Source organism: Klebsiella sp. CSG-1 (assembly GCF_056521145.1).
On sequence record NZ_JBWNLD010000016.1, the window covers coordinates 61,749 to 87,486 of the forward strand.

The 25,738-nt window shown below is 48.9% G+C and carries 33 protein-coding genes and 1 pseudogene; 10 read left to right on the top strand and 24 right to left on the bottom strand.

The features are described 5' to 3' along the window. Positions 1-34 precede the first annotated feature (34 nt). Complete coding sequence (locus tag AC007G_RS25560) at positions 35-262, bottom strand: hypothetical protein (RefSeq protein ID WP_032440573.1); 228 nt, start codon at positions 260-262, stop codon at positions 35-37. Positions 263-871: 609 nt separating this feature from the next. On the opposite strand from AC007G_RS25560, the gene AC007G_RS25565 reads away from it, so the two are divergent. The 5 genes from AC007G_RS25565 (at position 872) to AC007G_RS25585 (ending at position 6,018) form a co-directional block, all read left to right on the top strand. Then, positions 872-1,714 carry a helix-turn-helix domain-containing protein gene (locus AC007G_RS25565; protein ID WP_032440572.1) on the top strand — a complete coding sequence of 281 codons (843 nt, stop codon included), beginning with the start codon at positions 872-874 and terminating at the stop codon, positions 1,712-1,714. 59 nt (positions 1,715-1,773) lie between these two features. Beyond that, positions 1,774-2,703 carry a glycosyltransferase family 9 protein gene (locus AC007G_RS25570; RefSeq protein ID WP_064357981.1) on the top strand — a complete coding sequence of 310 codons (930 nt, stop codon included), beginning with the start codon at positions 1,774-1,776 and terminating at the stop codon, positions 2,701-2,703. Beyond that, a complete protein-coding gene (locus tag AC007G_RS25575; protein WP_064357935.1) occupies positions 2,696-3,190 on the top strand; it encodes a putative pterin-binding protein in 495 nt (164 codons plus the stop codon). Before AC007G_RS25570 ends, AC007G_RS25575 begins: the two co-directional genes overlap by 8 nt. Continuing rightward, positions 3,187-4,881: an ATP-binding response regulator gene (locus tag AC007G_RS25580; protein WP_064357933.1), complete on the top strand. Its 1,695-nt coding sequence runs from the start codon at positions 3,187-3,189 to the stop codon at positions 4,879-4,881. Before AC007G_RS25575 ends, AC007G_RS25580 begins: the two co-directional genes overlap by 4 nt. 183 nt (positions 4,882-5,064) lie before the next feature. Beyond that, positions 5,065-6,018 (top strand): Rpn family recombination-promoting nuclease/putative transposase, encoded by a 954-nt coding sequence (locus tag AC007G_RS25585; protein WP_064357932.1) that lies wholly within the window; start codon positions 5,065-5,067, stop codon positions 6,016-6,018. A 149-nt stretch (positions 6,019-6,167) separates the two neighbouring features. Here the strand turns inward: AC007G_RS25585 and traI are convergent, their stop codons facing one another. Together traI and mobA are read right to left on the bottom strand one after the other, a co-directional pair. Then, complete coding sequence (gene traI, locus AC007G_RS25590; protein ID WP_479466718.1) at positions 6,168-8,096, bottom strand: TraI/MobA(P) family conjugative relaxase; 1,929 nt, start codon at positions 8,094-8,096, stop codon at positions 6,168-6,170. Between the two features lie 2 nt (positions 8,097-8,098). Continuing rightward, positions 8,099-8,410 (bottom strand): plasmid mobilization protein MobA, encoded by a 312-nt coding sequence (gene mobA, locus AC007G_RS25595; protein WP_016162079.1) that lies wholly within the window; start codon positions 8,408-8,410, stop codon positions 8,099-8,101. 289 nt (positions 8,411-8,699) lie between these two features. Here mobA and AC007G_RS25600 point away from each other — a divergent pair, with 289 nt between their 5' ends. Next, positions 8,700-9,119 (top strand): CBS domain-containing protein, encoded by a 420-nt coding sequence (locus tag AC007G_RS25600; protein WP_058674280.1) that lies wholly within the window; start codon positions 8,700-8,702, stop codon positions 9,117-9,119. Positions 9,120-9,410: 291 nt separating this feature from the next. Here AC007G_RS25600 and AC007G_RS25605 read toward each other — a convergent pair whose 3' ends face one another. The 21 genes from AC007G_RS25605 to AC007G_RS25705 all read right to left on the bottom strand — a co-directional run bounded on the left by AC007G_RS25605 (position 9,411) and on the right by AC007G_RS25705 (position 21,786). Next, entirely contained in the window at positions 9,411-9,731 is a 321-nt protein-coding gene (locus AC007G_RS25605; protein ID WP_064357929.1) for a DUF5983 family protein, read from the bottom strand. Between the two features lie 53 nt (positions 9,732-9,784). Then, complete coding sequence (locus AC007G_RS25610) at positions 9,785-10,018, bottom strand: hypothetical protein (RefSeq protein WP_032440567.1); 234 nt, start codon at positions 10,016-10,018, stop codon at positions 9,785-9,787. Positions 10,019-10,174: 156 nt separating this feature from the next. Beyond that, positions 10,175-10,459: a hypothetical protein gene (locus AC007G_RS25615; protein ID WP_032440566.1), complete on the bottom strand. Its 285-nt coding sequence runs from the start codon at positions 10,457-10,459 to the stop codon at positions 10,175-10,177. Positions 10,460-10,502: 43 nt separating this feature from the next. Beyond that, positions 10,503-10,943 (bottom strand): antirestriction protein, encoded by a 441-nt coding sequence (locus AC007G_RS25620; RefSeq protein ID WP_004187338.1) that lies wholly within the window; start codon positions 10,941-10,943, stop codon positions 10,503-10,505. Positions 10,944-11,143: 200 nt separating this feature from the next. Further along, a complete protein-coding gene (locus AC007G_RS25625; RefSeq protein WP_004187339.1) occupies positions 11,144-11,449 on the bottom strand; it encodes a hypothetical protein in 306 nt (101 codons plus the stop codon). A gap of 61 nt (positions 11,450-11,510) precedes the next feature. Continuing rightward, positions 11,511-11,921 (bottom strand): DUF1380 family protein, encoded by a 411-nt coding sequence (locus tag AC007G_RS25630; RefSeq protein WP_004187342.1) that lies wholly within the window; start codon positions 11,919-11,921, stop codon positions 11,511-11,513. A gap of 619 nt (positions 11,922-12,540) precedes the next feature. Further along, positions 12,541-12,771: an Hha/YmoA family nucleoid-associated regulatory protein gene (locus AC007G_RS25635; protein ID WP_070083114.1), complete on the bottom strand. Its 231-nt coding sequence runs from the start codon at positions 12,769-12,771 to the stop codon at positions 12,541-12,543. A gap of 97 nt (positions 12,772-12,868) precedes the next feature. Beyond that, the gene (locus tag AC007G_RS25640) at positions 12,869-13,207 is read right to left on the bottom strand and encodes a hypothetical protein (RefSeq protein WP_004187354.1); all 339 of its coding nucleotides are present in this window, start codon (positions 13,205-13,207) and stop codon (positions 12,869-12,871) included. A 189-nt stretch (positions 13,208-13,396) separates the two neighbouring features. Then, positions 13,397-14,257, bottom strand: a complete 861-nt coding sequence (locus tag AC007G_RS25645) for a DUF4942 domain-containing protein (protein ID WP_064357927.1) — start codon at positions 14,255-14,257, stop codon at positions 13,397-13,399. A 72-nt stretch (positions 14,258-14,329) separates the two neighbouring features. After that, entirely contained in the window at positions 14,330-14,509 is a 180-nt protein-coding gene (locus AC007G_RS25650) for a hypothetical protein (RefSeq protein ID WP_023285836.1), read from the bottom strand. A gap of 642 nt (positions 14,510-15,151) precedes the next feature. Continuing rightward, positions 15,152-15,418 (bottom strand): helix-turn-helix domain-containing protein, encoded by a 267-nt coding sequence (locus AC007G_RS25655; RefSeq protein WP_023285835.1) that lies wholly within the window; start codon positions 15,416-15,418, stop codon positions 15,152-15,154. A gap of 44 nt (positions 15,419-15,462) precedes the next feature. Further along, positions 15,463-15,912 (bottom strand): JAB domain-containing protein, encoded by a 450-nt coding sequence (locus tag AC007G_RS25660; RefSeq protein WP_032440561.1) that lies wholly within the window; start codon positions 15,910-15,912, stop codon positions 15,463-15,465. 117 nt (positions 15,913-16,029) lie between these two features. Further along, entirely contained in the window at positions 16,030-16,527 is a 498-nt protein-coding gene (locus AC007G_RS25665) for a helix-turn-helix domain-containing protein (RefSeq protein WP_032440560.1), read from the bottom strand. Continuing rightward, complete coding sequence (locus AC007G_RS25670; protein WP_032440579.1) at positions 16,520-16,765, bottom strand: hypothetical protein; 246 nt, start codon at positions 16,763-16,765, stop codon at positions 16,520-16,522. Before AC007G_RS25670 ends, AC007G_RS25665 begins: the two co-directional genes overlap by 8 nt. A gap of 441 nt (positions 16,766-17,206) precedes the next feature. Continuing rightward, entirely contained in the window at positions 17,207-17,650 is a 444-nt protein-coding gene (locus AC007G_RS25675; protein ID WP_032440559.1) for a plasmid partitioning/stability family protein, read from the bottom strand. Positions 17,651-17,652: 2 nt separating this feature from the next. After that, positions 17,653-18,627: a plasmid segregation protein ParM gene (locus AC007G_RS25680; protein ID WP_032440558.1), complete on the bottom strand. Its 975-nt coding sequence runs from the start codon at positions 18,625-18,627 to the stop codon at positions 17,653-17,655. Between the two features lie 240 nt (positions 18,628-18,867). Further along, positions 18,868-19,608 carry a tyrosine-type recombinase/integrase gene (locus AC007G_RS25685; protein WP_479466719.1) on the bottom strand — a complete coding sequence of 247 codons (741 nt, stop codon included), beginning with the start codon at positions 19,606-19,608 and terminating at the stop codon, positions 18,868-18,870. A 66-nt stretch (positions 19,609-19,674) separates the two neighbouring features. Next, complete coding sequence (locus AC007G_RS25690) at positions 19,675-20,103, bottom strand: hypothetical protein (protein ID WP_223226984.1); 429 nt, start codon at positions 20,101-20,103, stop codon at positions 19,675-19,677. Between the two features lie 127 nt (positions 20,104-20,230). Continuing rightward, positions 20,231-20,479: a helix-turn-helix domain-containing protein gene (locus AC007G_RS25695; RefSeq protein ID WP_064357924.1), complete on the bottom strand. Its 249-nt coding sequence runs from the start codon at positions 20,477-20,479 to the stop codon at positions 20,231-20,233. Positions 20,480-20,664: 185 nt separating this feature from the next. Continuing rightward, the gene (locus AC007G_RS25700) at positions 20,665-20,790 is read right to left on the bottom strand and encodes a hypothetical protein (protein ID WP_255874637.1); all 126 of its coding nucleotides are present in this window, start codon (positions 20,788-20,790) and stop codon (positions 20,665-20,667) included. Between the two features lie 298 nt (positions 20,791-21,088). Then, positions 21,089-21,786 (bottom strand): IS1 family transposase gene (locus AC007G_RS25705; protein WP_224252790.1). Its coding sequence is split into 2 segments (ribosomal slippage): positions 21,089-21,537 and positions 21,537-21,786, totalling 699 coding nucleotides; the frame shifts between segments, so codons are not numbered across the junction. 135 nt (positions 21,787-21,921) lie between these two features. Here AC007G_RS25705 and umuD point away from each other — a divergent pair. From umuD to AC007G_RS25725, 4 genes and pseudogenes are all read left to right on the top strand, one after another. Next, positions 21,922-22,353 carry a translesion error-prone DNA polymerase V autoproteolytic subunit gene (umuD, locus tag AC007G_RS25710; RefSeq protein WP_006796638.1) on the top strand — a complete coding sequence of 144 codons (432 nt, stop codon included), beginning with the start codon at positions 21,922-21,924 and terminating at the stop codon, positions 22,351-22,353. Continuing rightward, the gene (locus AC007G_RS25715) at positions 22,353-23,624 is read left to right on the top strand and encodes a Y-family DNA polymerase (RefSeq protein WP_064357922.1); all 1,272 of its coding nucleotides are present in this window, start codon (positions 22,353-22,355) and stop codon (positions 23,622-23,624) included. The genes umuD and AC007G_RS25715 overlap by 1 nt, the downstream gene beginning before the upstream one ends. A 411-nt stretch (positions 23,625-24,035) precedes the next feature. Beyond that, a complete protein-coding gene (locus AC007G_RS25720) occupies positions 24,036-24,911 on the top strand; it encodes a RepB family plasmid replication initiator protein (RefSeq protein WP_004098982.1) in 876 nt (291 codons plus the stop codon). 336 nt (positions 24,912-25,247) lie between these two features. Beyond that, a pseudogene (locus AC007G_RS25725) lies at positions 25,248-25,738 on the top strand (transposase); the annotation flags it as partial.

Genomic DNA, 25,738 nt, shown 5'->3' on the forward strand with positions numbered 1-25,738 from the left:
TCAGGAAAGGTGCTAGACGGAAACTTAGATAAGGTCAGGAATCATCCGACTTTATTATCGCTTCAATAAATTCATTCTTTGCATTTTCTCCATAATGATCAATTAAAAATTGGAAAAAACGAGCTGTAGAGACTTTCTTCTTGGTACTGTAAGAAATCTCAATAGTCATTTGATCTATTCTATCTTTACGTTCAGCACCAATGTAAATGACATTATCTGATGTACGGTTTTTCCTTTTTTCAGGCGGCGCATTAATTGCCATTATTTCTCCTCTTGCTTTTGCCGGAAGGCATATAAAAGTGATTAAGCAAAGCCCACTCTTCAGTGGGCTTTAATCAATACTTTATAATTACGCTAGATACTTCGTTTACCGTATCAGTGTTGCCCGTTCCACGTCTGCTTTCACAGAGGTAACCTTCTCAAGCGACAGATCGTCCCGCTTGATACGTCGCATTTTTGCGTAGGGGTCTAAATAGGAACTCTGTATCAATTCGATTTTACACATTGTTAAAGAGCAATTTAAAAAAACCAACATTGTTGCGTATACAAAAAAGTGATGGGCAAGCCACGGTGTAATAGCTACTGACTTACATCCCTTTTTGAACTTCGAGCTCACCCCTTCCCAGGCGCTGTTTTATAGCCACAGCAACAAACCAACCCCAGGTTGTGCATATGTGTAACTCTAACGCATATGTTATAGAACCATCTGCACATGTCAACCTGTGGTTGAGTTATACGGCAAATTCACAACCTCAGGTTAAAACCTTTAGGAGTAAAGTTATCGGAAAAGATTGTTTTTACTGATAAAATGCCTCTGCCTTATACCTGTAGTTACTTTATGCGTGACGCTCCAAACAAGAGGTGAAAAGTGATGAATAACAACACAAACTGGGTCGGAGATCTGGTTGCAAAAGTTCTAACGAGTGGTGGCGTACCGGAGAAGAAACATTCAATGCATGTGGGGCATGTCCTTGAGATGTCTTCTACTGCGGCCACTAAAAAATTGGCAGGAGGAAGTGAATGGCGAGTTCAGCAGTTGCTTGAAGTTGTGCATTCCGTTGGTATGAGGCTGGATGATTTTTTTCGACTTTACTATCAGGAACAATCTAATAAGGATGTTGAAGTTCATGAGGCAGTTTGGAGCGATGGGGAATTGAATGAGCCCTGTAAGATCTATATTTCTGAAAACCCATCGGAACCGACAAATTACTCTGCATTAAAAATAAATGATGTGTGGCATGTTGTTAAAACGAGCAGTATCCGTGATGATGTGCTATTTGAATCAAAAATGAATATTGATTTAATCGAAATTATTCCAAAAAAAATAGACAAAGAAAAGCATAGAATTGCTGTGCTTGATGACGATAAAAATATCGTCCAGAGCCTATCATCTCTTCTTGAAGGGGATAGATACACAATAAAGGAATTCTATAGTATAGATGAATTAGATGATGCTATCGAACAAACCCCGTTCGATGCATACATATTAGATTGGATTGTAGATAATAAAACCGTTTTCAATACAATTAAAAAAATCAGATCATCAGGAAATAAGCATGCGATGGTTATGGTTTTAACAGGACAGTTATCCGGGGCAGTTGATAGCGAGATCTCAAGAGCTATTAACGAACTTGATATTATTGGCCCCTATGAAAAGCCTATAAAATCTTTCGTTATAAAATCAAATGTAGATAAGTTTTTTCCAAACAAATAGCCATGAACAGATGCTTATTAGAATATACAGGTAGTCTTCTGTTGAATGGGAGATACATCGTGTCTCCCTATGGAGTGAATAAAAAAAAGCCTGTTGGTGATCTTGCACCATTGGCATATAAAACAGTATATAACAATGCATTAAACAAGGTTGAGGTTGATTATAAAAAAATAAAAAAAGTCACCATAATTAATGGATTAGGGGTAACCCTTGGAGATTCAATCATTGGAATCTCTGCTCTGCATGCAATTAAATCTATAAATCCGGATATTCATATAACATTGATTAGGCCGGAGCATTGCCAGGACTATGTCGAACAAATTTATCACATGGCATCAGGCATTATTGATAAGTTATTATACTTACCTTTTGACATCGCTAAAATCAACCATACAGACGTTAATATAGATATGGGAAATCAGCTTTATTGGGAAGATTTTGATAGCATCGAGATGCATGATTTTTTTCTAACTAATCTTGGAATCAACCCCAAAAGCATTAATGATAACATCAAAAATAACTCCTGGCTTTTAAACACAGATGTACCAGATTTTGATCTGGGGGAGTATATACTGTTTTGTCCTAACGCGAGTACAAAGATAAGAAGCATCCCCTCACGATTTCATGTTGAAATTGTTGAAGAATTGAGCCACGAGTTCGGCGTTAAAGTATTAGGTTTCAATGACGTAGATCACCCTAATTTCTTTAATATAAGCAACATATCCAGTGATACGTTATCTTTCGCAGGAATCATAAAACATGCATGTTTTTTGTATACCTGCGATTCTTCTGCGCTTCATTTAGGAGCAGGCTTTAATATACCCACAAGGTGTATATTTACCACCGTCAAACCTGAGTTGCGTAGTCTTTACTATACTAAATGTGAATCAATTTATATCGGAAATAACCATACCGCAGGTGTTCATTGCAGCGAAGATGATTATATGCTGGAAGTATTAAATAAAGAATTTGAGGAATTTTATGCATAAGTTTCAACTTTCATTTTTCGCCACGATTTTGTTTGTGACCTCTCAAACAATGGCTGCGACTGAAGATATAAATATTGACGGAATGATTAGCCATAAAAACAATGACATTGGATACACACTCACATTCAATGACTTTATTAAAATGCCAATGGCACACATAAAGACAATGACACCGTGGACGAAACCAAAAACTAAAGTAGATTTTGAGGGTGTTAGAGTTAAAGACATATTAAAGTTAGTCGGTGCTCAAGGGAGAACATTAAGAATGAGCGCACTAAATGATTACTCAATTGATATCCCTGTCTCAGATGTTGAAAATTACAACATCATTTTTGCTTACAAAATGAATGGTAAAAAACTTAAAGTAAGAAATTTTGGTCCTTACTTCGTTATATACCCACTCGATGAGCACGCTAGTGAGATAAACAACCCATTGTATTTATCAAGATTCATTTGGCAGGTTAACAAAATTACGGTGCTAAAATGAAAAAGAAATTCCTTATTCTTTTGTCTGGAATGGCAGTTACATTAACTTTTGTTGTATCGACAATAGTTAGATACGATTCTATGTTGTCTGACAAGTCTTTTTATGCCATAAGCGGCACTCAGGAAAACTATGCATGGGCTATTGCAAAGTTTTCAATCCAATTGTCTGAGTTTTACTCTCTTGTTAAGAGCGAAGACAAAGATATGGATAAAATCCGATTAAAGCTAGATATCCTTTATTCCCGAATTCATGTTATTAGAGCAAGGAGCGAATCGACTGAACCTTTATATAATCAAGAAGGGTATAAGCAGATCATAGATTCTATTTATTACAAAATAAAAGCGGTAGACACGTATATAAACACCCCCAACCCAAACATTGTAAAAGTTATTGAGTTAGTTAATAAAATTGAGCCAGACTCAAAATCATTGAACAACTTAGCAGACCATGCCGAGGTCAATCAAAGAACAAAAGCCCTTGAGGACTTTAAAGAAAAAAGGCAAAGCCTTATTATTTTACTGGCAATCGTAACAGTTTTAATCTTTGCTATGTTTATCATAGTAGCTTTTCAGCTATATAAAACCAATAAATTATTAGAAGCTGAAAAAGCTGCATTTAATAATAAAAATGCTTTTTTGGGTGCATTAGGCCATGAATTAAAAACGTCTCTACAGGCAATCACATCTTCAATTGAAATAATATCCTTAAAAAACTCAGGATTGGATTCAAAACATATTGAAAGACTGGAGAATGCCGCGAAGAGGATGGAAAACCAGATGAAAGACCTGGCAGAGTTCGCTAAGGTTGACAATGGAAATATAGTGGTAAACAACATATCATTCAATCTTGCCAAACTTATAAAAGATACAGTTAGCGAATGTGAATCAATTTCCAATAAACATTCTATTGATATTAGAATAGGCAATATTAGCGATAGTCATATAATAAGCGACCCTTTCAGGATTGCACAGATCACAGAAAACTTAGTAACTAATGCCATAAAGTACACCGACAAAGGTCACATAACTATAAATGCTTTTTTAGAAGGTGATAGAACACTTGTCATAGAGGTTGAAGATACAGGAAGAGGCATCCCAAAGGATAAACTAAAATCGATATTCCTCCCTTTCATACGAGTAGCTGATGGAGTAAAAGTCCCCGGATTTGGTATGGGGCTTGCCATTGTTATGGGGGTTGTCAAAACAATGAATGGACGTATAAGTGTCAAAAGTGAGTTAGGGCTTGGAAGTCTATTCAGAATAACGCTGCCTGTAAAAAAATCGACTAAAGAAGAATTGGCTATTTCCGATGTTATTCGAAATGAAGGTTTTACGGCTAACGACCTCAGCATATTGATAATTGATGATGATGAGTTGGTTTGTGAGTCGCTCGCATCAATTTTACAGGGTATATTTCAAGTAGAATATACCTCATCTCCGGAAAGGGCGCTGGAGAAGTTGCGACGTAAACCATACGATCTTGTGCTTAGTGACCTGCAGATGCCAATCATGACCGGCGACGAGCTTTATATGGCAGTAAAAAAAAGCTCAGGTCCCAACACACAAACACCCTTTATTTTCATCAGCGCTTACTCCAGCGAGAGTCCAGTCGATGGGGTTGAGCTTCTTACAAAACCAGTCAGGCTTAACGATATACGCAAAAGTATCGAGAAAATATATTCAGATAGATAGATCGGACACAAAATCAAGGCCAGCATTGTATCCGTAAATGATTTTCCTGGGGGCAGTTTAGTGTAAGGCAACGATCCTAACCGCCCCCATAAAGAATGGCGGATGGTCATTCCTTTCAGCGACAATTATTACTTTTCCGGGTTGTGATAACATCTCCATGTCATTTTTAACAGGCTATTGCCGATGAAGAAAAAAAACAGCACCCCCACTCCCCACGATGCCACATTCAGGCAGTTCCTGACGCAACCGGATATTGCCCGGGAGTTCATGGAAATTCACCTGCCTGCAGAGCTGCGCACCGTCTGCGATCTCAGCACGCTCAAACTGGAATCCGGCTCGTTCGTTGAGGATGATCTCCGCCAGTATTTCAGTGACGTGCTCTACAGCCTGAAAACGACAACTGGGGAAGGCTATGTCCATGTACTCATTGAACACCAGTCGTCTCCGGATAAGCATATGGCCTTTCGTCTAATCCGGTATGCGGTAGCCGCGATGCAGCGTCATCTTGATTCCGGCCATAAAAAGTTGCCACTGGTGATACCGGTGCTGTTCTATACGGGGAAACGCACCCCGTATCCTTACTCCACCCGGTGGCTGGATGAGTTTGACGATCCGGCGCTGGCAGGCAAACTTTACAGCAGCGCTTTCCCTCTTGTAGACGTTACGGTCATCCCGGATGATGAAATCGCCGGACATCGCAGTATGGCTGCCCTGACCTTACTGCAGAAACACATTCATCAGCGGGACCTGGCTGAACTGGTTGATCGACTGGCCCCCATTTTACTGGCCGGATATCTCTCTTCATCACAGGTAATATCGCTGGTACACTATATTGTACAGGCAGGCGAAACAGCTGACGCCGAAGCCTTTGTACGCGAACTGGCACAGCGTGTGCCGCAACACGGAGACGCACTTATGACCATCGCACAACAGCTTGAACAAAAAGGTATCGAGAAGGGCAGAGCTGAAGGTCTGCAGCTCGGTGAACAGCGCGGTATTGAAAAAGGTCGTTCAGAAGGTGAGCGTCAGGCCACTCTGAAAATAGCCCGTACCATGCTGCAGAACGGTATCGACCGTAGCACCGTCATGAAAATGACTGGTCTGACGGAAGACGAACTGGCGCAGATCCGCCACTAATCACGTTTCCTGGCACTCCCTGTCTGGCCATCAGCGTACGCTTGTGGGGACAGGGAGAAATTCCCTTCAGATCCGCCTGCGACAGCACAGTCAAATACCCTGACATCCCCTCAGATGCTCTGTCGTCTTAATGCTGCACCGAAGCGGTTTTATGGCTTATAACTGCTGTCGTCATTATTACGGACATCGTCGTAATAACGTTCGTCATATTGCTGACGAAGTGCCTCCCGTTCACTGTCCGTATACCGGCCTTTCAGCTGGTTAAACTTCTCCCGCGTATAGTCGTATTGTTCCCGGTCACTCGGCACGATGATACTGTCACGATGATGCAGGTTGTGCGCAGCCAACGCATCGCCGGCAGCATATGCGAAACAGCCATCCCGGCTGAATTCGACACGCTCGCCTGATTTCCAGGCCACCATGTCAACGGCAATGCGCGTGTTGAGGTCACCGTCATCATACGGATTAATGACTTCAACGCGGTCTCCCCGATCAATGATGGCATCCTGCCCCTGGCGGGAATAGACAACCGCGCCGTCACGATGCAGGCGGGCCTCGTAACCATCTGCTTTGAGCAACGAAGTGTCATCTGCAGGTGCACAGTAAATAATATTTTCAGAGGCCTGCGGTGTCCGGTTTTTACGATTCTGTCGGTAAGACCAGCCACGCAACTGACTGAGCGCAGCCTGATCGCCGTGAAGCGCCTGTTGTTCGGTCCAGGCACGGTAGGTCAGCGGCCGCATCATGCCCTCGTCATACAACTTCTGGCGTTCTGCCTTCAGTGCAATACGCAGCGCTGCCATCGACTTCTCACGTTCAAACTCCACGATGTGGTACATGAGCTTACGCATATGCGCGTCTTTCTCGTTATCCCGGATATGGGTCTTCTGTTCTTTAAATGCAGCGGACACAGCCCGGAATCGTTCAGCGGCGTGAAGGTCAGGTTTTTTCCAGGCGTTGCGGTACTTCCCGTAGCGTTCGCGCAAATCGATACGGGCGTCAGCGCGTGCCTGCCGGCGCTTCGCACGGGCACCACGATCGCGGACATGCAGTTTGTCACTGTAAGGCGTCTGAACACTTTGCTTAACCATTTCCGCAGAACGTGGGGAGGGAACAAAGGTTCCCAGCGCAGGCTCAAGACGGGAAAGCGTCATACTAGGGTGAACCCGCGATGATTTAACGGCCAGTTTCTCATCGCCACACACATCACGCACGATCAATCCTTTGCCGGAAGTCTCTAACATTAAACCAGCATCATTCATGACCTGATGCAGTTTTTCCCATGACGCGTTCTTCTCTCGGAACATGGCATTAACAGGTTTACGAACATGCTGGACTGCAAAATGATGAAGAGACTCTTTATCAGAAAAGTGTTCAAGCTGTCGCGCTGAACGTGGTGCATTGCGGTACCCTTTTCTGGCCCGCACAATGTTGTTGTCAGCATCACGAACCCAGCTTCCGTTATCCACTTTAAATCCGTGCTTCAGTTCCAGTTCGCGGCAGGTACGCTGAAGTTTATCCGCGTCATTCCAGACATTAGCCGCACGATAAGAAACCGGGTGGACGCGGTTAGCCGCAACATGAACATGCAGATTATCCGTATCACGGTGAATCCCCGCAACATACTGGTTTTCTTCCATACCCAGGCGCTTGAGTGAGTATTTCACACTATCAAAAACCTGATCGTCAGAAGGATTTTCATCTTCCTGCCAGCTCAAAATATAGTGATAAACCGCATCCTTTACGTGCAGGTTCTGCATAGCAATGCTATTCATCTCCATTGCGGCTGTTTCAACCGACATCAGGTTATGCTGACAGATAACACCGTCAACAGAACAGCGGACGTCTCCTTCCGGACTCATGTCAGTTATCTGCTCGGTGATCGTTCCTTCGCTACGGTTCATGTAATCAACAAGGCGATCAAAAATGGCCTGGCGGGAACGTGACGGTCGCTGGAAACGCTGGTCTTCTTTCAGTTCGTCTTTTAACGGGACATCATCACGCACAGAAACGTACGCGACCAGCTGAACAAAGCTGGACTTCTTGTCGCGACGTTTGGGTGGAATGATGGCGTTCATGTCTAGTCGTTCTTTTGCTCTATCCTGAAAATGGCTGCCTTGATGGCCTGCAGTATCTCTGCGTACTCCTTACTGCCGACCCCGTTCCCTTCTTTAAAGAGGTGCTTCTGTAAACCGCCAAGACGTGAAAGCTCGTTAATGAGTTTGTGATCTGTCTGCGGGGCAATCTTCCTTCCTAACGCAGCCCTAAGCATAAATGCACCAATGCTGAGACCTGCATCCTCCGCCTTTTGACGTATCTCATCCCGCTCTTCCGGAAGACATCTTACCGGCGGAAGAGTGGCTGTTCTGTTACGTCGCTCACTCTTACTCATGACGCTAAATCTTCCTTTCGGTCCTACAGTTAGCACGGTATGGGGTGTCGGGGCTTCGCCCTGACCAGGAGTTTTGGATTGCTGCCACCGTGGTGGCGGTAATACAAAACATATCCTGTCCCGCTTTTGAACTTCGCAAATGAGTTTAGCAAATTTGCAACCTGTATGCCAGATGACAAAGGGAGTACGCTGCGCTAGTTCAGGTATATTGATATTCATGCAAGGCACATCATCGCCTGTGTTTCACAGAGAACGGGATAGGCTACGCTTCCTCTAACGCTAAGGGATTATGATTTCCGGAGCTGGTTATCCAAATTTTTACGCAGAAAATTCTGCTCTGCTTGTAATGATTTTTTCGGTAGATACAATGAAAAATTTTCCGGTGGAGGATTCCAGAATGGTTGCCAAAAAATCGAAGCTGTACAGCACAACAGACATCGAATCTATTCGAGGTCAGCTGGCTGAACTCCCAGATGTGACGCAAGAAAGATTACAGAAACGAGATGTACTTGATTCCCTGAAAAGTGATATTGAGACGCTGATTAAAAACAAGGGATACACACTCAGCGAAATCCTTGAGCACCTTAAAAACTTTGGTTTTCATGACGTGACGCTTAAAGATTTAAAAGAGATTACTGAAGGAAAAAGAACACGTCAGAGAAAGCGGGTCTCTTCATCTACTGATGATAAAACGCCAGTCCAGGCGTGAAATTCCCCCTGCTGAAAGTTAAAAAAAACGGCGCTTCCATGAGCGCCGTTCGTTACTTTACATACTGTATCCCATGTAATATTCAAGCCAGAAACAGAAGTGTCGCCACTCCGGTCCGTTCATCGGTGGTACTCTCATTCGCTTACCCTTTGCAAGATCCTCGGCAAGCTGTAGAATGGATAATGACATAAGCAAACCTCACATTTTCTTTTGTCAACCTGCCGGATTGTTCTCGCAATCCGGCTCCCTTTTTTTCTCTGCTTTTTAAACCCCCTTTAGTGTTCCAGCTTTTTACCAGTCCCAGTGCTGAAGCTCCTCCACGATGGGTGCATCAGCCTGGAAATGAACCCAGTCATATCCTTCACATTCCAGCACTCTAAGATTTGATATGCAGCCATCACTTACTCCAAAATTTTTCAGACGCTCCTCCCATTCATCGGGCAGAGCACACAACCGAAATAACCAACCGTGAGCAGTACTGCTTATCCAGAACTCTCCGGATTCTTTCCAGTTTTTCCAGAGAAACTCAGGGATAATCTCTGAATCTTGATGGCTGACGTGGCCTGTACAGATCACCGCTACCTTTACTGTTTCAATACCGGTTAATACCATTTCTTAATCTCCTTCCGGGGGAGTTTCTCCCCCGCTCCCGTCGATAATCAGTGCTAATTTATTGGTCTGATATAAGGCATAAAACCGTTGATAAAATCGCGGGAGAACGTGAAATCTCGCCAGATAAGATCACCACTGTTGTCACGCAGTTCAAGTTGAATGGCGTCAATAGAGTAGAAGTTAATTTTCAGATTAGGCAGGAGGCCAAGAGGGTATGCCTGAGACGCTACGGCGTTAATTTTCCGTGCATCAGAGTCAGGTAATTTTGCAGTATCATTGAGTTCCATTTTTTTTACCTCGTCGCCAGTCGGGGCGCTACCGCGAAAGGCTCAACTGCCTTTCGATGTAATAATTATACGTCTAATGAGCCATTTTATCAACTCATTAGACGTATTTTTTAATTTAATTTTGTTCAAATATGAACATTTAATGATGTCAGATATCTAACATAATGGCTTGAATTTGGCCTTGTTGTAGGTGATCCGGTAGTCTTTGCACTTCCCGTTCTGCCGCAGGAACTCCAGCGAGACAACGTTAGCAGCGGCAAAATTGATGCACATAATGCTTTCCAGCGCCTCGAACAGGTCGGCCCCATTGGCAAGCGGAAACCACAGATCGTTGTCGCTACCGCTTAATTTTTCATGCAGACAGAAATGCACAGCACGCACGCCGTCAAATTCCGTAACCAGCACCGTATTGCTGGCGCGAATATCAGTTAGTGTTAACATTTTTCCCCCTGTCAGTATTGGCCCCCTCGCGGGGGCCGCCGTTTCAGTCAATCGCGCGGTAAATCAAACCGGCTTCGGCGTGCTGGTCGGCATATAATTTGAGCTTTTCCTGCTGGGTGATCAGCATGTCGCAGATGTGCTGATAGCCTTCATCATGTGCGTGCCAGATCATGTGGTTCAGGGTGAACAGGGTCAGCACGATACCGGTAGCTTCTGCGGACAATTCCCCTTCGAACCAGTTACCGCTAACCGATACCGTGAAGCGCTCTGCGCTCAGTGGGTACATGAAGCCGCTACCGCAAGACAGTTCGACGAACTCCCAGGAACCGCCTTGATAATCGGCGCAGAGAGAACGTGCGAGGTTGTAGACACCGGCCTCACCTGTGAGATACCAGGCGCCGAACAGGCGTGGCAGAAAGGCCATGCGGCGGTTATTGGGGATAATGCGTGCAGTGATGGCGGGTTGATTCAGTTCAGTAGACATTTTCTGTACTCCTGCGCCAGTCGGGGCGCTACCGTCGAAAGACCGGATTGCCTTTCGATGTGATTATTATACGTCTAATGAGCCATATCAATCAAGCAAAAAATTCCCGCCTGCCTGAATATTTTCAGGCGGGAGAACTCTTTCCCCTATCCATTTTTGGGGGCAGGATCACGCCTGCCCCCTTCTGATTCACATGATTACTATGACTTTGTTTCAGCGTTAAAGTGTACGGCTGCGATCCTGACCAACGGGATCACCGCGCTTTCCTCATCGAGCACACGAAAATTTATCGCTTCCCCCAGGTGCATCAGGTTAGCGATAAAATCAACGATGATTTCGGAAACCGGGTGTCCGTCGCAGTCCTGCTCATTCAGGCGCGCAAACAGCGCCAGCGCCTTAGCGGCCTTGATTGCCCGCTCTTCGTTTTCTTCGTCCATACTGCCGAAACACCATTGCCCCTTTTCAATCAGGGCCAGCGTGTCGTAATAGGCTTCATTCTGGGACATGTTTTTTCCTCCTGCGCCAGTCGGGGCGCTACCGTGAAAGTTCGCTGCGTTACTGCGTGAATTAGCCGTTAATCACCTTCGTGATGCACTCCAGCGCCTCAGACTCCTGCGGATAAAGTCTGCGTGCAGCTCCTTCACCAGACTGGATTTCTTCCAGCCGGATAAACTGCGCCGCCAGCGCCACGACTTTTTGCAGCGCCTCGGCATTGACCTCTATTTTTCGATCGCGGGCGGCATCTTCGCGCACCTGCTTTGCCAGGCTCCAGACGGTATCTTTTCCGACGCCATAACGGCTGTGTGAACTGCATTCCGCGATTTCTGCCAGAACGGCTTCGGCCTCATCGTCAGTGAGGTTCATATCACTGGTGCAGTCATGGACATCTTCAGCAGTCCAGATCAGCAGGCTGATCCGCTGCTGTGGATCAAAACTATCGAGAAGCCTTGCGCAAATTTCATTTACGTTACCGTGCATTGTAAAACTCCTGCGCCAGACGGGGCGCTGCCGCGAAAGACCGGATGCCTTTCGATGTGATTATTGTACGTCTAATGAGCCATATTAATCAAGCGATTTTTCACGCTCATAGCTGCTACAGGCAACGCTGTAGCCGTTTGCATCCAGTTCTGAAGGCCAGTCGTCACGCCCGCAACCTGACAGCAGGCAGGCGCTGAGGTGCCCAGGGCGATAGTCGAGATGCTGGCATGAGGCGCAAAGGTCATCATCTGAGATTGAGCGGCCTGAACAGATAGGCGGCGCTCCATCAGTGGGAATTTCTCGAATATGCAGCGTTGTCACTTTTTTTTACTCCTGCGCCAGTCGGGGCGCTGCCGGTTAGGGATGCAGGGGGCTGTCGCCCCCTGCGGCGGTTCAGTCCTTACCCTTATCCTTCATGACGTTAATCAGCCCGGTAATGGCTGTAATGAGGGCGGCCACGGCCGTGATAATCTGAGGGAGGTTATGGAGGATTTCAGAAGAGGTCATAATGCACCTGTAAGGCTGTTTAGGAAGGTACTGATTTGAATCAGTAAAAACATTATACGTCTAATGAGCCATGTATGCAAGCAAAAAAACGCCCCTTGTAGGGGCGCTGTGATTATTTTACATACTGCCAGACATGCGGCGGGATCTTATCCCAGATGCGTCCCGATGCCAGCTCTGCGCGGCGATGGTCGGCGGCAGCCTCAAAAGCCGCGGTGTCCTCCGGCGGCACCTGTCCACGATCCCGCATGGATTCGTACATTTTTTCCAGTGTGTCCGGGTTACGACTGCGCCGAAAACGGAGAAGGTAAAAACGCCTCCGCGCCTGATAAACTGTTTCCGCCATGTATCTGCGTCCTGAGCGCCTTGTTATTTCGCATAGTATTCACGTTTTGGTTGAATAAGTCTTCGACTATACGCCCCTTGCGGGGCGTAGCAGGCGGTCAGCCCCAGGTGCTGTAAAAATGGCTTTCGTTAGGATCGGTCTTATAAGCCTGTTCGTACTCGTCAATGCTGACAGACGGATGCTCATGGTTTTCACAGATGCGACGGGTCACGGGTTCGCCTTTAAAGTCGTTCAATACCGGCTTTAACTCGCCAGACATTGCACTGTCTGCTTTCACCTGCTGCGCAGCGATGCGGCGCAGTACGGCGGTTTTCTTACCGCGCAGGGCGATCACCTGATAAAAACAGGTATTTGTCTGCTCATAACCCCAGCTGGAAACAAAAACATCACCAAGAGAAACGGAGCCGTTACGGAACTGAAGGGATTGAATAGCCATGTTTATTACTCCTGCGCCAGTCGGGGCGCTACCGCGAAAAGCCTCATTGCCTTTCGATGTGATTATTATACGTCTAATGAGCCGTATTGATCAAGCAATAAATACATGCCCGGCATGATTTTCTCCGGCCGGGGAATACTTCCTTTCCCTGTTTATATTTCAGGCCGCAAATGCGGCCTGCCGTCTGCATTACACGCGAGGGGGTAACATTCCGGGATAGTGACTGGCAACCAGATTATTGATCTTCTCAACCAGCTCCGGGCGTTTAAACGTAATGTGGGCGCTGCCCTTTTTGTAATATCGCACGCTGAAGTAATCACACTCGAACACCTTACCGTTGAACTGGTTTTCACTGAAAAAGGCATCCAGTTTGGCACCGTCAGAAACGCGGTAATCAGGCACGTTACGCCCGTCCAGCACGTAGAACGGCCGCGCCAGATCGTCAATTTTGGTGTGCCCGTCTGAGCTGAAGCGCACCCAACCACTGCGCCAGACATCGAGCAACGGCGCGATGATGATACGCTTGCCAAACATGCAGGGGTTATTGGTTTTATAATCCCACGACAGGGATTTAAAGATATCAATCAGCCCTTGCGTGAAGGTATCAGCCTTGCTTGCGTTCAGGTGCCGGAACGTACTCATAACGTTATCCAGCGTTATCGGCGGCATTTCTTTGCCTGCCACCTGCCGATCCCATTCCTGACGTTGCTTGTTGCTCATCAGCGTATACATACCGGTTTCCGTCATCAGCCGATCCCAGATTTTTCCGTCGATAACGCGGGAAATAGCCGTTTCGGCCTGATCTGGCGTGGTGTCGCTCCATTTGATGGCGCTCTCTACGGCTTTGTCGTAGTCATAGAGGTACTGGCAGCCTCCGGCCTGCTGCATCAGATCGCGCGCTTTTCGCAGCTTGTCTATGCCGTCGAGATAGACGCGGATACCTTCATCCCGCAACGAGATGATGCGCTCAATAGCAATGGACGGGATCACTTCACCGCCATGCTGGCAGTACATCAGATCGACTGACGGGAGAGTATTTTTAGATGACATTTCAGACTCCTGCGCCATGCGGGGCGCTACCGTAAGGGTTGAACAGGGCTGGTAATGCCAGCCCTTCAATGATTATTTGCAGCTCTGGAGCAGTTTACTGACCTGCGCGGCCAGCGCATACGTGGATGAATATGGACCACTTAAACGGCGGTTAGGGATTTCGTTGAGGGCATACAGGCACGCCTTCAGCAGCGCATCTTTCTGCGTGTCCAGTTCAGCTTTAAGCTGGGAAGGGGTCAGTGCTTTACTCATAATTTTTTACTCCTGCGCCAGTCGGGGCGCTACCGCGAAAAGCCTCATTGCCTTTCGATGTGATTATTATACGTCTAATGAGCCATATAAAGCAAGCATTATATGATTACTTTTCTTTGTTTTTCCCTTGACGCCTGTCCCTGTAAATATTGCTTTTAGATCCAGATGGCGGCACTTTGCCGGCATGGTGCAGAGGTCCAGGCATCAGACACTCGCGATAGCCTGAACCCGCTGCGGGAACGGTGGAGCCACCAGGGAATGACGGCAACTGACCTGAAATGAACAGGAAGGAAACGCTCTGCGGATATCTAAAGTAGGCTCACTGGCAAATACCAGGCCGAAATCAAATCAGAATGGGGCTGAATGCGCGCCTGGACACGTCAAAGCGATTAATGCGAGAAGGTTGCAGCTTTTTTAAAGAAGCACTCAGAGAGGCGTACAGCGCGTTTCAGAGCAATACAGGTTTAATGCCCGTATAGCCCCTGCAGGAGGCGGCCACCTTCTCAGTTTTCAGCCCCGGCCAGATAGCGGCTCAGCCCCTCACTGGATTCCAGTACCGATGTTCGGTACTGCGGTTCGCAGTTGCACAAGCCCTTCAGCTTCTCTTCAGGAAGCACATTTTCGCGCCGGTGTTTTGCGCTGCTATTTCCAGATCGGCGGTAAGCCGGCATCGATGCAAAGGATGCACCAGACGGAATACGCGATGTCGCTTTCTCCGTTCACCCAGCGGCGCACCGTTCTGCCGTTAACGCCAACATGTCGCGCAAGCCCCTCCTGACTCAGGTTGAGCACATTTTCCAGCAAATAGCGGAGTTCATCCCCCGTAGGCGGGGTCCATTTGTCAGCGGGACGGAAACAGCTTTCGCGGATTGCGCCCACGTTCAGTGGCACGGTATATTTATTGCCCATAGCAAGCCTCCAGAGCCGGCCGCACCACTGTGCGGCCGCGGTTGTCAAATCAGACCATGTTCAGCAAAAGAGAAAATATCGCAGCCGCCCACAATCAGGTGATCGAGGACTTTGACGTCAACCATCCCCAGCACCTGCGCCAGACGCTCGGTGATCAGCTTGTCAGCCTGACTGGGTTCAGTGAAAGCGGAAGGATGGTTATGCGCCAGTACCACGGCGGCGGCATTATGATGCAGGGCGCGTTGCAGGACGATACGCGGATGAACGGTGACACTGTTGATAGTTCCCTGAAACAGTTCTTCAAAGGCGATCACGCCATTCTGACTGTTGAGAAAGAACGCGCAGAATGATTCGCGTGGTTCTGCAGCAAGACGAAACCGCAGCAAGGAACGCGCGGCGTCTGCACCGGTAATAAAATCCGTGGTGGTAATTTTGCTGGCAATAATGGCATCCGCCTGGCGGATAATGTTGAGTTCTTCTGCTGAAAATTTCATATATTTCCCTCGGTAGGGGACCTGAGCACCTTGCCCGGCCACAAATATATATTAGGACATTTTGTCCTATATGTAAATACAGTATTTTATAAAAAAACCAGAATTAACGGGCTTTTATCAGGTCGGCAGCTGATCTTGTTTCACTTTTTCAACCAGCTGCAGTGACGGATGCTCACCGGCCAGCAGTAACAGGAAGTTGAATTCCCCGGTTTTGAGCTTCACGCCACGCTGTGCGGCCTTCTCTTTGGTCTGCCATGACGCCGGCTTATAGCCAAACAGAGCTGCAATTTCTGCGTGTTTCAGCCCCAGCGCCAGACGCAGGCGGCGAACGTCTTCGGCCGTGGCAGGCTCTTTAACCATATCATCCGGGCTGAATGTCCTGTTCAGGCGGTAATCAGGATGCACGCCGGCGATCAGCATCAGCATGTTATATTCGCCCGGCCGAAGACTGGTCTTGTTGTACTGACTGAGGTCGTCGCTGATGGCTTCCTTACGCTGCCAGGCGCGCAGTTCATACCCCATGACGGCCCCTAATGCGGTTTCAGTCATGCCCATTTTTCCCCGGAGCATCTTCACCGTTTCCGGCTGCGGAACGACGCTAACCATCTTAATCATCACCCTTCTCCCAGAAGTCAGAATTCAGAAATATTTTCACCTGGCGCGTGCGGGGATAGTCCTGGAGTTTCAGTCCCTCTCGCGTGTCAGACAGGTACTGTGTTTCCTGCTGCACCTTATTGATTTTGCCATTCCATTTGCGGACCAGCGCCCGGTAACTCCCGTTCTCCAGCTGATAAACTTCAAACGTATACTTGCTCGAACCGCTCCAGCCTTCGTTGTAGTAGACCTGTTTCATAGGATCTGCCTCATCGATATGCCCCGTAAACATGACATCCCGGCCACAGTGACTGAACCAGTAACCGCGGGGCTTAGCCGGTTGCCGGTCGCTTATTTCCCGCCTGGATAGCGTGCAGAAAGGCCATGAGCGCAGGTGACTTCCTGAACTCAGGTTAATCTGGCATGACGTGTGGTGCAGGGAGCTGCGCTGCTGCCGCAGGCAATGGTCACTGATGATCACCGGTACAGCACGGGAAACGAACAGGGGGAATGATTGCATGGTTTTACTCCTTCGCCAGGCGGGGCGCTACCGAAAAATGAGCCTTAACAATACGGCGAATGAGCCATATAATCAAGTTAAATTGCCGGCGGCAGAGTGTCTGCCGCTGCTGCAGGCACACCGCTGATCAGCACCACATTTTCCACATTAGAGCTGTCAGCGATGGCGCGGAAGTTCACCTTAGTCATCATCCGGGAACAGATGCTGGACGTTCTTACGGGTTTCTTCCAGATTTTTATCCTCCGGTGCCGCCGGTTCGGGAGTCACGGCAGGGCTGTTTTCCGGCCTTGATCCGCCTGTCGGCGGTAACGTATTACTGGCGCCGCCGGTGGCCTGCAGAAACGCCTCAAACAGACGCGCCATCTCTCCTGTATCCTGCTGCGGCAGCGTACTGCTGATGATCCGCTGAATATCCTGCATCGAGGTGCCTTCCGTCAGAAATTCAGCGATCAGGAACGGCAGGCGTTCGTCCTGTTTCATCAGCGCGGCACCACAGAGCATCATGGCGCGCATCGCGCGGCCGCGCTCTTTCTGAGGCAGTTTCTCAAGAAATCCGTCGGCTACCCGGTCCGCCGCATTGCGATCCGGATAGATATAAAACGAGCACTTACGGTTATCAGTCATACTCAGCCCTTCATTGCCACCATGCCCAATACCAGATCGAACTGCGGGTTATCGCTGACGAAGAAGCGATCGTCACTCACCCCCGTGGCCTGCTTCACTGCGCTGGCGACCAGGCTGGCGCCGCCCCCGACAACCATGACGTGTGTGAAGCCGGCAAAGCGGCCAACTGAATCGGTGACGCGGTGCGTCAGGGCTTTTTCACGCTCGTGCAGCACCTTCATTACCTGGGCCCGCTGGTCAGCGTTCTGAAGATAACGGGAAAGAAAACTATCGTCATTTCGCGCCTGGATCAGACGGTCGGCAAAATATGAACTGGTACGGGTACTCACGCTGGTATCCAGTGCGTGTTTTACGGCCTCGGTGATGATGGATACGCCGGTTTTAGGATCGCAATGCGTCTTGGTGAACCCGGACATTTTGCTGCGAACGTGCGCGATATCCAGCGTCGTTCCACCGATATCGACAATCAGCAGGGAGTCCAGATCGTCCAGATCCTTCAGCACACTGAAGCCTGCAGGGACCGACTCTGGCAGCACACTGACTTTACGCACGGTAAAGCTCTCATGCCCCTGAACGGTCACCGCGCGTTTCACGTTCGCTTTTTTCCGCTCGATTTTGGCCATATCAGGCTGATCGTTCTCATCCAGATACTCGCCCAGCGGCAGCGTCACAACAATGTCAACCGGTTGCGGTTCAATGCCGGACTGCATCAGCGCGTGGTGGATAGCGACTACATTCACATCACTGTACTGATAGCGGGTTTCCGTGGTGCGCACGGCATCAGGGCTCAGCTGGTCAAAGCTGTACTTTTCCCCGTCAATTTCATAGTTGGCGGAAGCCGGCCCCGTTGAATCAGTCAGCAGCGTCATGGACCATTCTGGTTTAAAGCTGTTCGGACTGATCAACGTTTTCACTTCACCGTCTGCCACCCATGCCAGTTTGATATTGGTGGAACCGTCGTCAACAAAAATACGCATTTCAAACCTCACATTATTTAGAAAAAAACCGTATCCATCAGGAAAAATACAACATTCAAATGGATTATTACGTATCCGGGTTTGCGTGTAAAGACAAAAAGACGCACTAATGTAGAAAAATACAGAAAAATAACGAACAAAAACCAACAAACGAGGGCCAGACCGTCCTGCAAACGGCCTGATAAAGAAACATTAAGGATTAATTTAGATTTATATGGAAATATAAGGATGGAATGAGGATTATTCCGGAAGTGTTAAATGACTGTCAGGAAGGCTGAATCGGACGCCATACTGACGCCCGACATCGAGCGCAAACACGCGCGTGTAGGTTTCAGTGGTTTCCAGCCGGGAATGCCCGGCGTAGGCCTGCACAACTGTCAGAGGAACCCCATGCTGGATCAGGTGCATACAGAAGCTGTGCCGGAACGTGTGGCAGGTGATGGGGATACTAAAAGTGACAGAGTCACGTTTTGCGAGATCCAGCGCTTTCCTGATCCAGTTACGCGGCGTGTTATCACTCTGCACCGGCCAGAGCAGCTGCTGTTTGCCAATACGCAGGGTGGTCAGAAACTCACGCACCTTTCTGACATATTGAGGATCGGTCAGAGGAACAATACGGAACACCGCCTCATCCTTCCCGGGTCTCCCACGCCCGCGCTGACGCTGTTTAAGCGTCTTCAGCCGGACAAACGGCCGGGAACCGTCAAGCTGAAAGCTGGCGCCGGTCAGCGCCAGCGCCTCATTAATGCGTGCGCCCGTGTTCCAGAGGGTGTCGAAAAGGACCTGCTGGCGCAGGTCAGGCACATATCGCAGAAATAACGACACCTCCGGGGCCAGCAGGTATTTGGGTAAATCAGCCTGGCTGGCCATCTCCCGCAGCGCCAGTGCATCGGCATAATCGAAGTAGACGTATGCCACGCGCCCGGTCTCGATGGCGTCGCTACGTGAATTCTGAGGAATTTGCAGGGGAAAAGTGTTCAATTTTTTAAAATCCGGTAATCAGCCGGCAGGAGGCTGAATTTTAGAGTTTTTTTTGCCGAAACCGGCTCATAGTAACCTGTAACTGAAGCCGGCACCGCGACTATTATCGTAAATCAGCTGGCCAGACTGACCAGCATCTTCACTGTACACCTTCATACGCCGGCCGTTAGTCAGCGAATCCATTTTCCGCCGTGCGTTGTTGTCGTCATAACGTACGGGCAGGCACGCACCTTTACTCGCGCTCTCACTTTCGACTCGGAACACCCGCACCCTGACAGCCTTCTTCCGCGCCTGGTCAGGATCTTCACCACTGACCACACCCGTCAGTTTCTGAAGCGTATCTGCCGGACTGCTGTACTCAGCCTGGCTGAGATAGCGGCCGTTCGGGGTTAACCAGAAATCCTGGCTGTCACTGACACGGTAGGTTTCACCGTGGCTGGCGATGCCTGATACGTTACAGAAGCGCCCATAATCGGTGGGTTGTCCGGGTAGCATACAGCAGCACCGGCAGAGCGGTGACGTATCCTTTTAGTTTCATATAATCTCCTGTTGAGGATGAACCATTTCAGCCGGCGGCCGGGATCCCGGATACGGGATAAAAGAGCCGATAACAGGGATGGACTTATTCATTACTGAGCCTCAGCACTTCGTGCTTCAGCTGCCGCAGCAGCCTGTCCTTGCTCATGGTCTTCATTGTTGGCCATTCCGCTTTCAGCGTGAGTGCAGCGGTGGCAAGCTGTATCGTCCGGGGCACAGCCTCACCGTCCTCATATTTTACCAGGCTGGTACGGCTGATGCCGAGCTCTGCCGCGGCGCGTTCCTGGGTCCAGTTCAGGCCCCGTCGCCAAAGGATCAAGTCAAATCCGGTCAATTCGCCGCACTCCCATGCTCTGTCCGGGTGGATTAGTTGGCTATATTCCGGCTTTATTTACAGCCTTACAATGTTCATATTTGAACATTTTAAGGAATTTTAAAACAATAAATTCGCCGTATACACAACAGGAGACGCGATGGTTCTCAACGATTACGATGGACATCAGGAAGAATTTGAGGCGGTTAAACAGGCGCTGAAGGGCAAAATGGACTCGTCGTCTTTTTCACGCGCACTTCCTGTCTGATATCACGGCCCGTCAGAAACCCGGCGCCCAGCAGCAGCACAAACAGCATGCCTGGCGTCTTCATGTTGCTTCTTCCTGTCCCTTTTCACCTGCCCTGTATAACCCTGCCGGGCTTCACACATCAGACCGGCTGATAATTTCCCCCCCTTATCTTTTCACCCTGCGACTTTTGCGCCCGCAACCACCGGAAAATACCTTTTCGCCGGCGCCGCGATTGCGGAAAAAACGTAAATACCGGAAAAAGCGAAATCAACAGGGAGAGGAAGGCAGGGGAACGGTCGCGTGGCTGCCGGCGCGGGCACCATATCTTGTGCCGTTTCCAGCTGACGGAGCCACTACATATAGCGGGTAATGACTCCAACTTACTGATAGTGTTTTATGTTCAGATAATGCCCGATGACTTTGTCATGCAGCTCCACCGATTTTGAGAACGACAGTGACTTCCTGCCCAGCCTTGACAGATGTTGCCTCAGATTCAGGTTATGCCGCTCAATGCGCTGCGTATATCGCTTGCTGATAACGTGCAGTTCTCCCTTCAGGCGGGATTCATAAAGCGGCCAGCCATCCGTCATCCATACCACGACCTCAAAGGCCGACAGCAGGCCCAGAAGACGCTCCAGCGTGGACAACGTGCGTTCACCGAATACGTGCGCCACAACCGTCCTCCGTATCCTGTCATACGCGTAAAACAACCAGCGCTGGCGTGATTTAGCGCCGACATAACCCCACTGTTCGTCCATTTCCGCGCAGACAATGACGTCACTGCCCGGTTGTATGCGTGAGGTTACCGACTGCGGTCTGAGTTTTTTAAGTGACGTAAAATCGTGTTGAGGCCAACGCCCATAATGCGGGCGGTTGCCCGGCATCCAACGCCATTCATGGCCATATCAATGATTTTCTGGTGCGTACCGGGCTGAGAGGTGGTGTAAGTGAACTGTAGTTGCCATGTTTTACGGCAGTGAGAGCAGAGATAGCGCTGATGTCCGGCAGTGCTTTTGCCGTTACGCACCACCCCGTCAGTAGCTGAGCAGGAAGGACATCTGATGGAGATGGAAGCCACGGGAGCACCTCAAAAACACCATCGTACACTAAATCAGTAAGTTGGCACCATTACCTGGCAGGCGATCTGGATTATCGTCACGCTGTTAAATATACTGTATGCATAACCAGCAAAATTAGAGTGTCAGGAGGAAAGATGAAGCTACAGCTTTTCAGCACCGGGAAAGAACACCCGCCACAGGCCCATCCATTGTTTGCCGATCTGGCCAGCTGCGGTTTTCCCAGCCCTGCCGCTGACTATGTCGAGTCCGATCTGGATCTCCATGATTACTGCATACGGCATCCGAGCGCGACGTACTACCTGCGTGCCAGCGGAGACAGCATGGCGGACGGTAGTCTGTACAATGGCGATCTGCTGGTTGTGGACAGTGCTGAAAAGCCGCGGCACGGCGATATCGTTGTCGCCAGCGTACAGGGGGAGTTTACGGTTAAACGGCTTCTGCTGACGCCTCGACTGACGCTGCAGCCCATGAATGCCTCCTGGTCGCCGATTTATCCTGACCCCGACGAGCTGGATATCTTTGGCGTCGTCACGCATATCATCCACCGCCCGAGGGAGATGTACTGATGTTTGCCCTGGCCGATGTGAACAGCTTCTATGCCAGCTGTGAACGTGTTTTCCGACCGGATTTGAAAGGAAAGCCGATAGTCGTCCTGAGCAACAACGACGGGAACGTAATCGCTCGCAGTGCCGAGGCGAAGCCCTGGATCAAAATGGGAACTCCGTGGTTTCAGATAAAAAACGAAAGGTACCCGGAAAAAATATATTCGTTTTCAAGTAACTATGAACTTTACGCCTCGATGTCGGCGCGCGTGATGAACTGCCTGGAGGAACTGGCCCCCAGAGTGGAACAGTATTCCATTGATGAGATGTTCCTCGATTTGACCGGCGTGGAGCACTGTATGGAGCTTGAGGACTTCGGCCGGCAGCTGCGTCAGCACGTGTATGACTGTACCCACCTGACCATTGGCGTGGGCGCCGGACCAACGAAGACCCTTGCAAAATCAGCCCAGTGGGCCTCAAAAGAGTGGAAACAGTTTCGTGGCGTACTTGCTCTGACCAGGGGAAATCCGCAGAGAACGCGGAAACTGCTTTCACTGCAGCCGGTTGAAGAAATCTGGGGGGTGGGTAACCGTATTGCACGCAAGCTGAATGTGCTGGGCATTAAGACCGCGCTCGATCTCGCCCTGACGAACCCGGCCTTCATCCGCAAAAATTTTTCTGTGGTCCTTGAGCGAACGGTACGTGAATTGAACGGGGAAAGCTGCCTTTCGCTTGAGGAAGCCCCTCCGACGAAACAGCAAATTGTCTGCAGCCGCAGTTTTAGCGTGAAGATCACGGAGTACGAGTCACTCCGTCAGGCTATCTGTCAGCACGCAGAGCGGGCCTCTGAAAAGCTGCGTAAAGAGCACCAGTATTGCCGGCATATTTCCGTTTTCATCAAAACGTCTCCGTTCGCCGTTAAAGAGCCTTACTACGGCAACGTGGCTACGGAAAAACTTCTTACACCCACTCAGGACACCAGGGACATCATTGCAGCCGCCACAACGGCTCTGGAGCGTATCTGGAGGGATGGACACCGGTATGCCAAAGCCGGAGTTATGCTGAATGACTTCACCGGCTCCGGCGTTTCGCAGCTGCAGCTGTTCGACGAACGCCCGCCACGCCCTCACAGTGCTGAGCTGATGAGGGTTCTGGACGGGATCAACAACTCAGGGCTGGGTAAAGTATGGTTTGCCGGTAGAGGAATTGTGCCATCCTGGCAAATGAAACGCGATATGCTCTCCCCTGCGTACACCACTCGCTGGAGAGATATCCCCGTTGCGAGGATCGGTTAAATTTTGCCTTTCAGAGAGAGCCAGCAGTGCTCGCCGCAGCCGAACGACAGGGCGAAGCCCGCGAGTGAGCGAGGAAGCACCAGGGGAGCTGAAGCCTTTTAAAACACCTTACGCACTTAAGTTCTATAGATTCCATAATGAGTTATCCACATATCCTTTGAGTAGATCCAATAATTTACCCTTAGTTATCCAAATAGATCCAAACTGATCCCTTTAGCGGCAAAACCTTTGTTTACGGGCTTCGTAGCGATTTCAGGTGTGTCGTAGTGGGAGAAAGGTGTTCTGAAGCGGGAAAAAGGTGTGTCAAAACGGGGTAAGGGTGGGTAGAATCGGGAAGAAAGGTGTGTCGAAACGGGAAAGAGTTAATATTTAGGCACATATCGATCATACGCTATAAATGGATATAACTATATGAATGAGAATGTTTATATCGGCGAGGTTATAGGTCCAGATTGTGAAAGTGTTAACAATAAACTCACCGTCACAAGTAAGGCCACAGTTCAGCCTGTAGCCCTGATGAGATTAAATGTTTTTGTTCCTTCAAGCAGGCCTGCAAAGGGCACTAGAACATCAATCGATGCGACCTCTGTTCTCAAGGATTTGGAATTCTCAAGGCGGGAGGGTTACGACGATATTCGTATAACCGGTGAACGGTTGAGTATGGCCATCGACTTCAAGGTATGGGTCGGTATCATAGAAGCTTTCAGTAAGTACGGTTTAAAAACCAACAGCATTAAGCTTACTTTTCATGAGTTTGCTGGAATGTGCCGCTTTGAGTCTAAGAGATTCGATTCCCGTCTTAGAAAAAGTATTTCAGAAGCTTTGACCAGGATACGTGGCAAGACCATTACCTTTACCCGTAGCGACTCAGAGGGCCTTCAAAAAGTTTCCGTAACAGGTTTGCTTAAGACAGGTGAACTGGATTTTGCAAACGACCAGGTGGAACTTGAAGCTGATCAGCGACTATGGGAACTCTACCAAACTGATTACACTGTTCTGCTACGACATAAGCCGATAAATGCTTTAACCCGAAAGGAAGCAGCTCAGGCCCTGTATACTTTCATCGAAAGTCTGCCTACGAACCCAGTCCCCATATCTTTCAAACGAATACGAGACAGGCTCTCATTGCTCTCTCCGGTAAAGGAACAGAACCGTATCATTAAACTGGCCCTCAAGCAGTTGCAGGATATTGGGTACCTTGACCACAGCATCACCAAAAAAGGTAAAGAGACTTTCATTCTGATCCACCGTCGCTCAGCAAATCTGAAACCAGGAACAGCTGTATAAGGTGTGTTGAAACGGGAGCTCTCTTCTTAAACATTTTGATAGGTGTGTTGTAAGGGGAAGCCTCGCCTTAAACGTCTTAATAGGTGTGTTGTAGCGGGATGAGAACCTGTTAAATGTGTGTTTTTATCTGTATATACTTACGCACCTTCCCACTTCAACACACCTTTTTGGATAGAAGTGAAAAGCAATCCCGCTTCTCCCCACCTTTTACCAAATTTGTCTCACCAACTCCCCACTTCGACACACCGAAGATTCAAAGGCTTCCTGACCTGCTCCCCGTTGATTAATACACCGCGATGTTAGTAATGTCTTCATAAGCCACATGAGGACATCCCCATGAAGAAGCGTTTTTCCGACGAACAGATCATCAGTATTCTCCGCGAGGCCGAAGCCGGGGTTTCTGCCCGTGAGCTCTGCCGTAAGCACGCCATTTCCGACGCCACCTTTTACACCTGGCGTAAGAAGTATGGCGGTATGGAGGTGCCCGAGGTTAAGCGCCTGAAGTCGCTTGAGGAAGAGAACGCCAGACTCAAGAAGCTACTTGCCGAAGCCATGCTGGATAAGGAGGCACTTCAGGTGGCTCTGGGGCGAAAGTACTGACGACAGACCAGAAGCGGGAAGCCGTTGAGTTTATGTGTGATGCGACCGGTCTGTCGCAACGTCGTGCCTGCAGGCTTACAGGTTTGTCCCTGTCGACCTGCCGCTATGAGGCTCAGCGTCCGGCGGCTGATGCGCATTTATCAGGGCGCATCACTGAGCTGGCACTGGAGCGCAGGCGTTTTGGCTACCGACGCATCTGGCAGTTACTGCGCCGTGAAGGCCTTCAT

Coding starts and splice junctions, on each gene's coding strand:
- AC007G_RS25720 (WP_004098982.1), top strand. CDS start 24,036: ATGAATGAGAATGTTTATATCGGCGAGGTTATAGGTCCAGATTGTGAA.
- AC007G_RS25620 (WP_004187338.1), bottom strand. CDS start 10,943: ATGTCTACTGAACTGAATCAACCCGCCATCACTGCACGCATTATCCCC.
- AC007G_RS25655 (WP_023285835.1), bottom strand. CDS start 15,418: ATGGGCAATAAATATACCGTGCCACTGAACGTGGGCGCAATCCGCGAA.
- AC007G_RS25635 (WP_070083114.1), bottom strand. CDS start 12,771: ATGGCGGAAACAGTTTATCAGGCGCGGAGGCGTTTTTACCTTCTCCGT.
- AC007G_RS25615 (WP_032440566.1), bottom strand. CDS start 10,459: ATGTTAACACTAACTGATATTCGCGCCAGCAATACGGTGCTGGTTACG.
- AC007G_RS25645 (WP_064357927.1), bottom strand. CDS start 14,257: ATGTCATCTAAAAATACTCTCCCGTCAGTCGATCTGATGTACTGCCAG.
- mobA (WP_016162079.1), bottom strand. CDS start 8,410: ATGAGTAAGAGTGAGCGACGTAACAGAACAGCCACTCTTCCGCCGGTA.
- AC007G_RS25600 (WP_058674280.1), top strand. CDS start 8,700: ATGATTTCCGGAGCTGGTTATCCAAATTTTTACGCAGAAAATTCTGCT.
- AC007G_RS25680 (WP_032440558.1), bottom strand. CDS start 18,627: ATGCGTATTTTTGTTGACGACGGTTCCACCAATATCAAACTGGCATGG.
- AC007G_RS25630 (WP_004187342.1), bottom strand. CDS start 11,921: ATGCACGGTAACGTAAATGAAATTTGCGCAAGGCTTCTCGATAGTTTT.
- AC007G_RS25560 (WP_032440573.1), bottom strand. CDS start 262: ATGGCAATTAATGCGCCGCCTGAAAAAAGGAAAAACCGTACATCAGAT.
- AC007G_RS25650 (WP_023285836.1), bottom strand. CDS start 14,509: ATGAGTAAAGCACTGACCCCTTCCCAGCTTAAAGCTGAACTGGACACG.
- AC007G_RS25575 (WP_064357935.1), top strand. CDS start 2,696: ATGCATAAGTTTCAACTTTCATTTTTCGCCACGATTTTGTTTGTGACC.
- AC007G_RS25585 (WP_064357932.1), top strand. CDS start 5,065: ATGAAGAAAAAAAACAGCACCCCCACTCCCCACGATGCCACATTCAGG.
- AC007G_RS25700 (WP_255874637.1), bottom strand. CDS start 20,790: ATGAAGACGCCAGGCATGCTGTTTGTGCTGCTGCTGGGCGCCGGGTTT.
- AC007G_RS25625 (WP_004187339.1), bottom strand. CDS start 11,449: ATGTCCCAGAATGAAGCCTATTACGACACGCTGGCCCTGATTGAAAAG.
- traI (WP_479466718.1), bottom strand. CDS start 8,096: ATGAACGCCATCATTCCACCCAAACGTCGCGACAAGAAGTCCAGCTTT.
- AC007G_RS25610 (WP_032440567.1), bottom strand. CDS start 10,018: ATGGAACTCAATGATACTGCAAAATTACCTGACTCTGATGCACGGAAA.
- AC007G_RS25665 (WP_032440560.1), bottom strand. CDS start 16,527: ATGATTAAGATGGTTAGCGTCGTTCCGCAGCCGGAAACGGTGAAGATG.
- AC007G_RS25675 (WP_032440559.1), bottom strand. CDS start 17,650: ATGACTGATAACCGTAAGTGCTCGTTTTATATCTATCCGGATCGCAAT.
- AC007G_RS25580 (WP_064357933.1), top strand. CDS start 3,187: ATGAAAAAGAAATTCCTTATTCTTTTGTCTGGAATGGCAGTTACATTA.
- AC007G_RS25660 (WP_032440561.1), bottom strand. CDS start 15,912: ATGAAATTTTCAGCAGAAGAACTCAACATTATCCGCCAGGCGGATGCC.
- AC007G_RS25670 (WP_032440579.1), bottom strand. CDS start 16,765: ATGAAACAGGTCTACTACAACGAAGGCTGGAGCGGTTCGAGCAAGTAT.
- AC007G_RS25565 (WP_032440572.1), top strand. CDS start 872: ATGAATAACAACACAAACTGGGTCGGAGATCTGGTTGCAAAAGTTCTA.
- umuD (WP_006796638.1), top strand. CDS start 21,922: ATGAAGCTACAGCTTTTCAGCACCGGGAAAGAACACCCGCCACAGGCC.
- AC007G_RS25605 (WP_064357929.1), bottom strand. CDS start 9,731: ATGGTATTAACCGGTATTGAAACAGTAAAGGTAGCGGTGATCTGTACA.
- AC007G_RS25690 (WP_223226984.1), bottom strand. CDS start 20,103: ATGCTACCCGGACAACCCACCGATTATGGGCGCTTCTGTAACGTATCA.
- AC007G_RS25640 (WP_004187354.1), bottom strand. CDS start 13,207: ATGGCTATTCAATCCCTTCAGTTCCGTAACGGCTCCGTTTCTCTTGGT.
- AC007G_RS25715 (WP_064357922.1), top strand. CDS start 22,353: ATGTTTGCCCTGGCCGATGTGAACAGCTTCTATGCCAGCTGTGAACGT.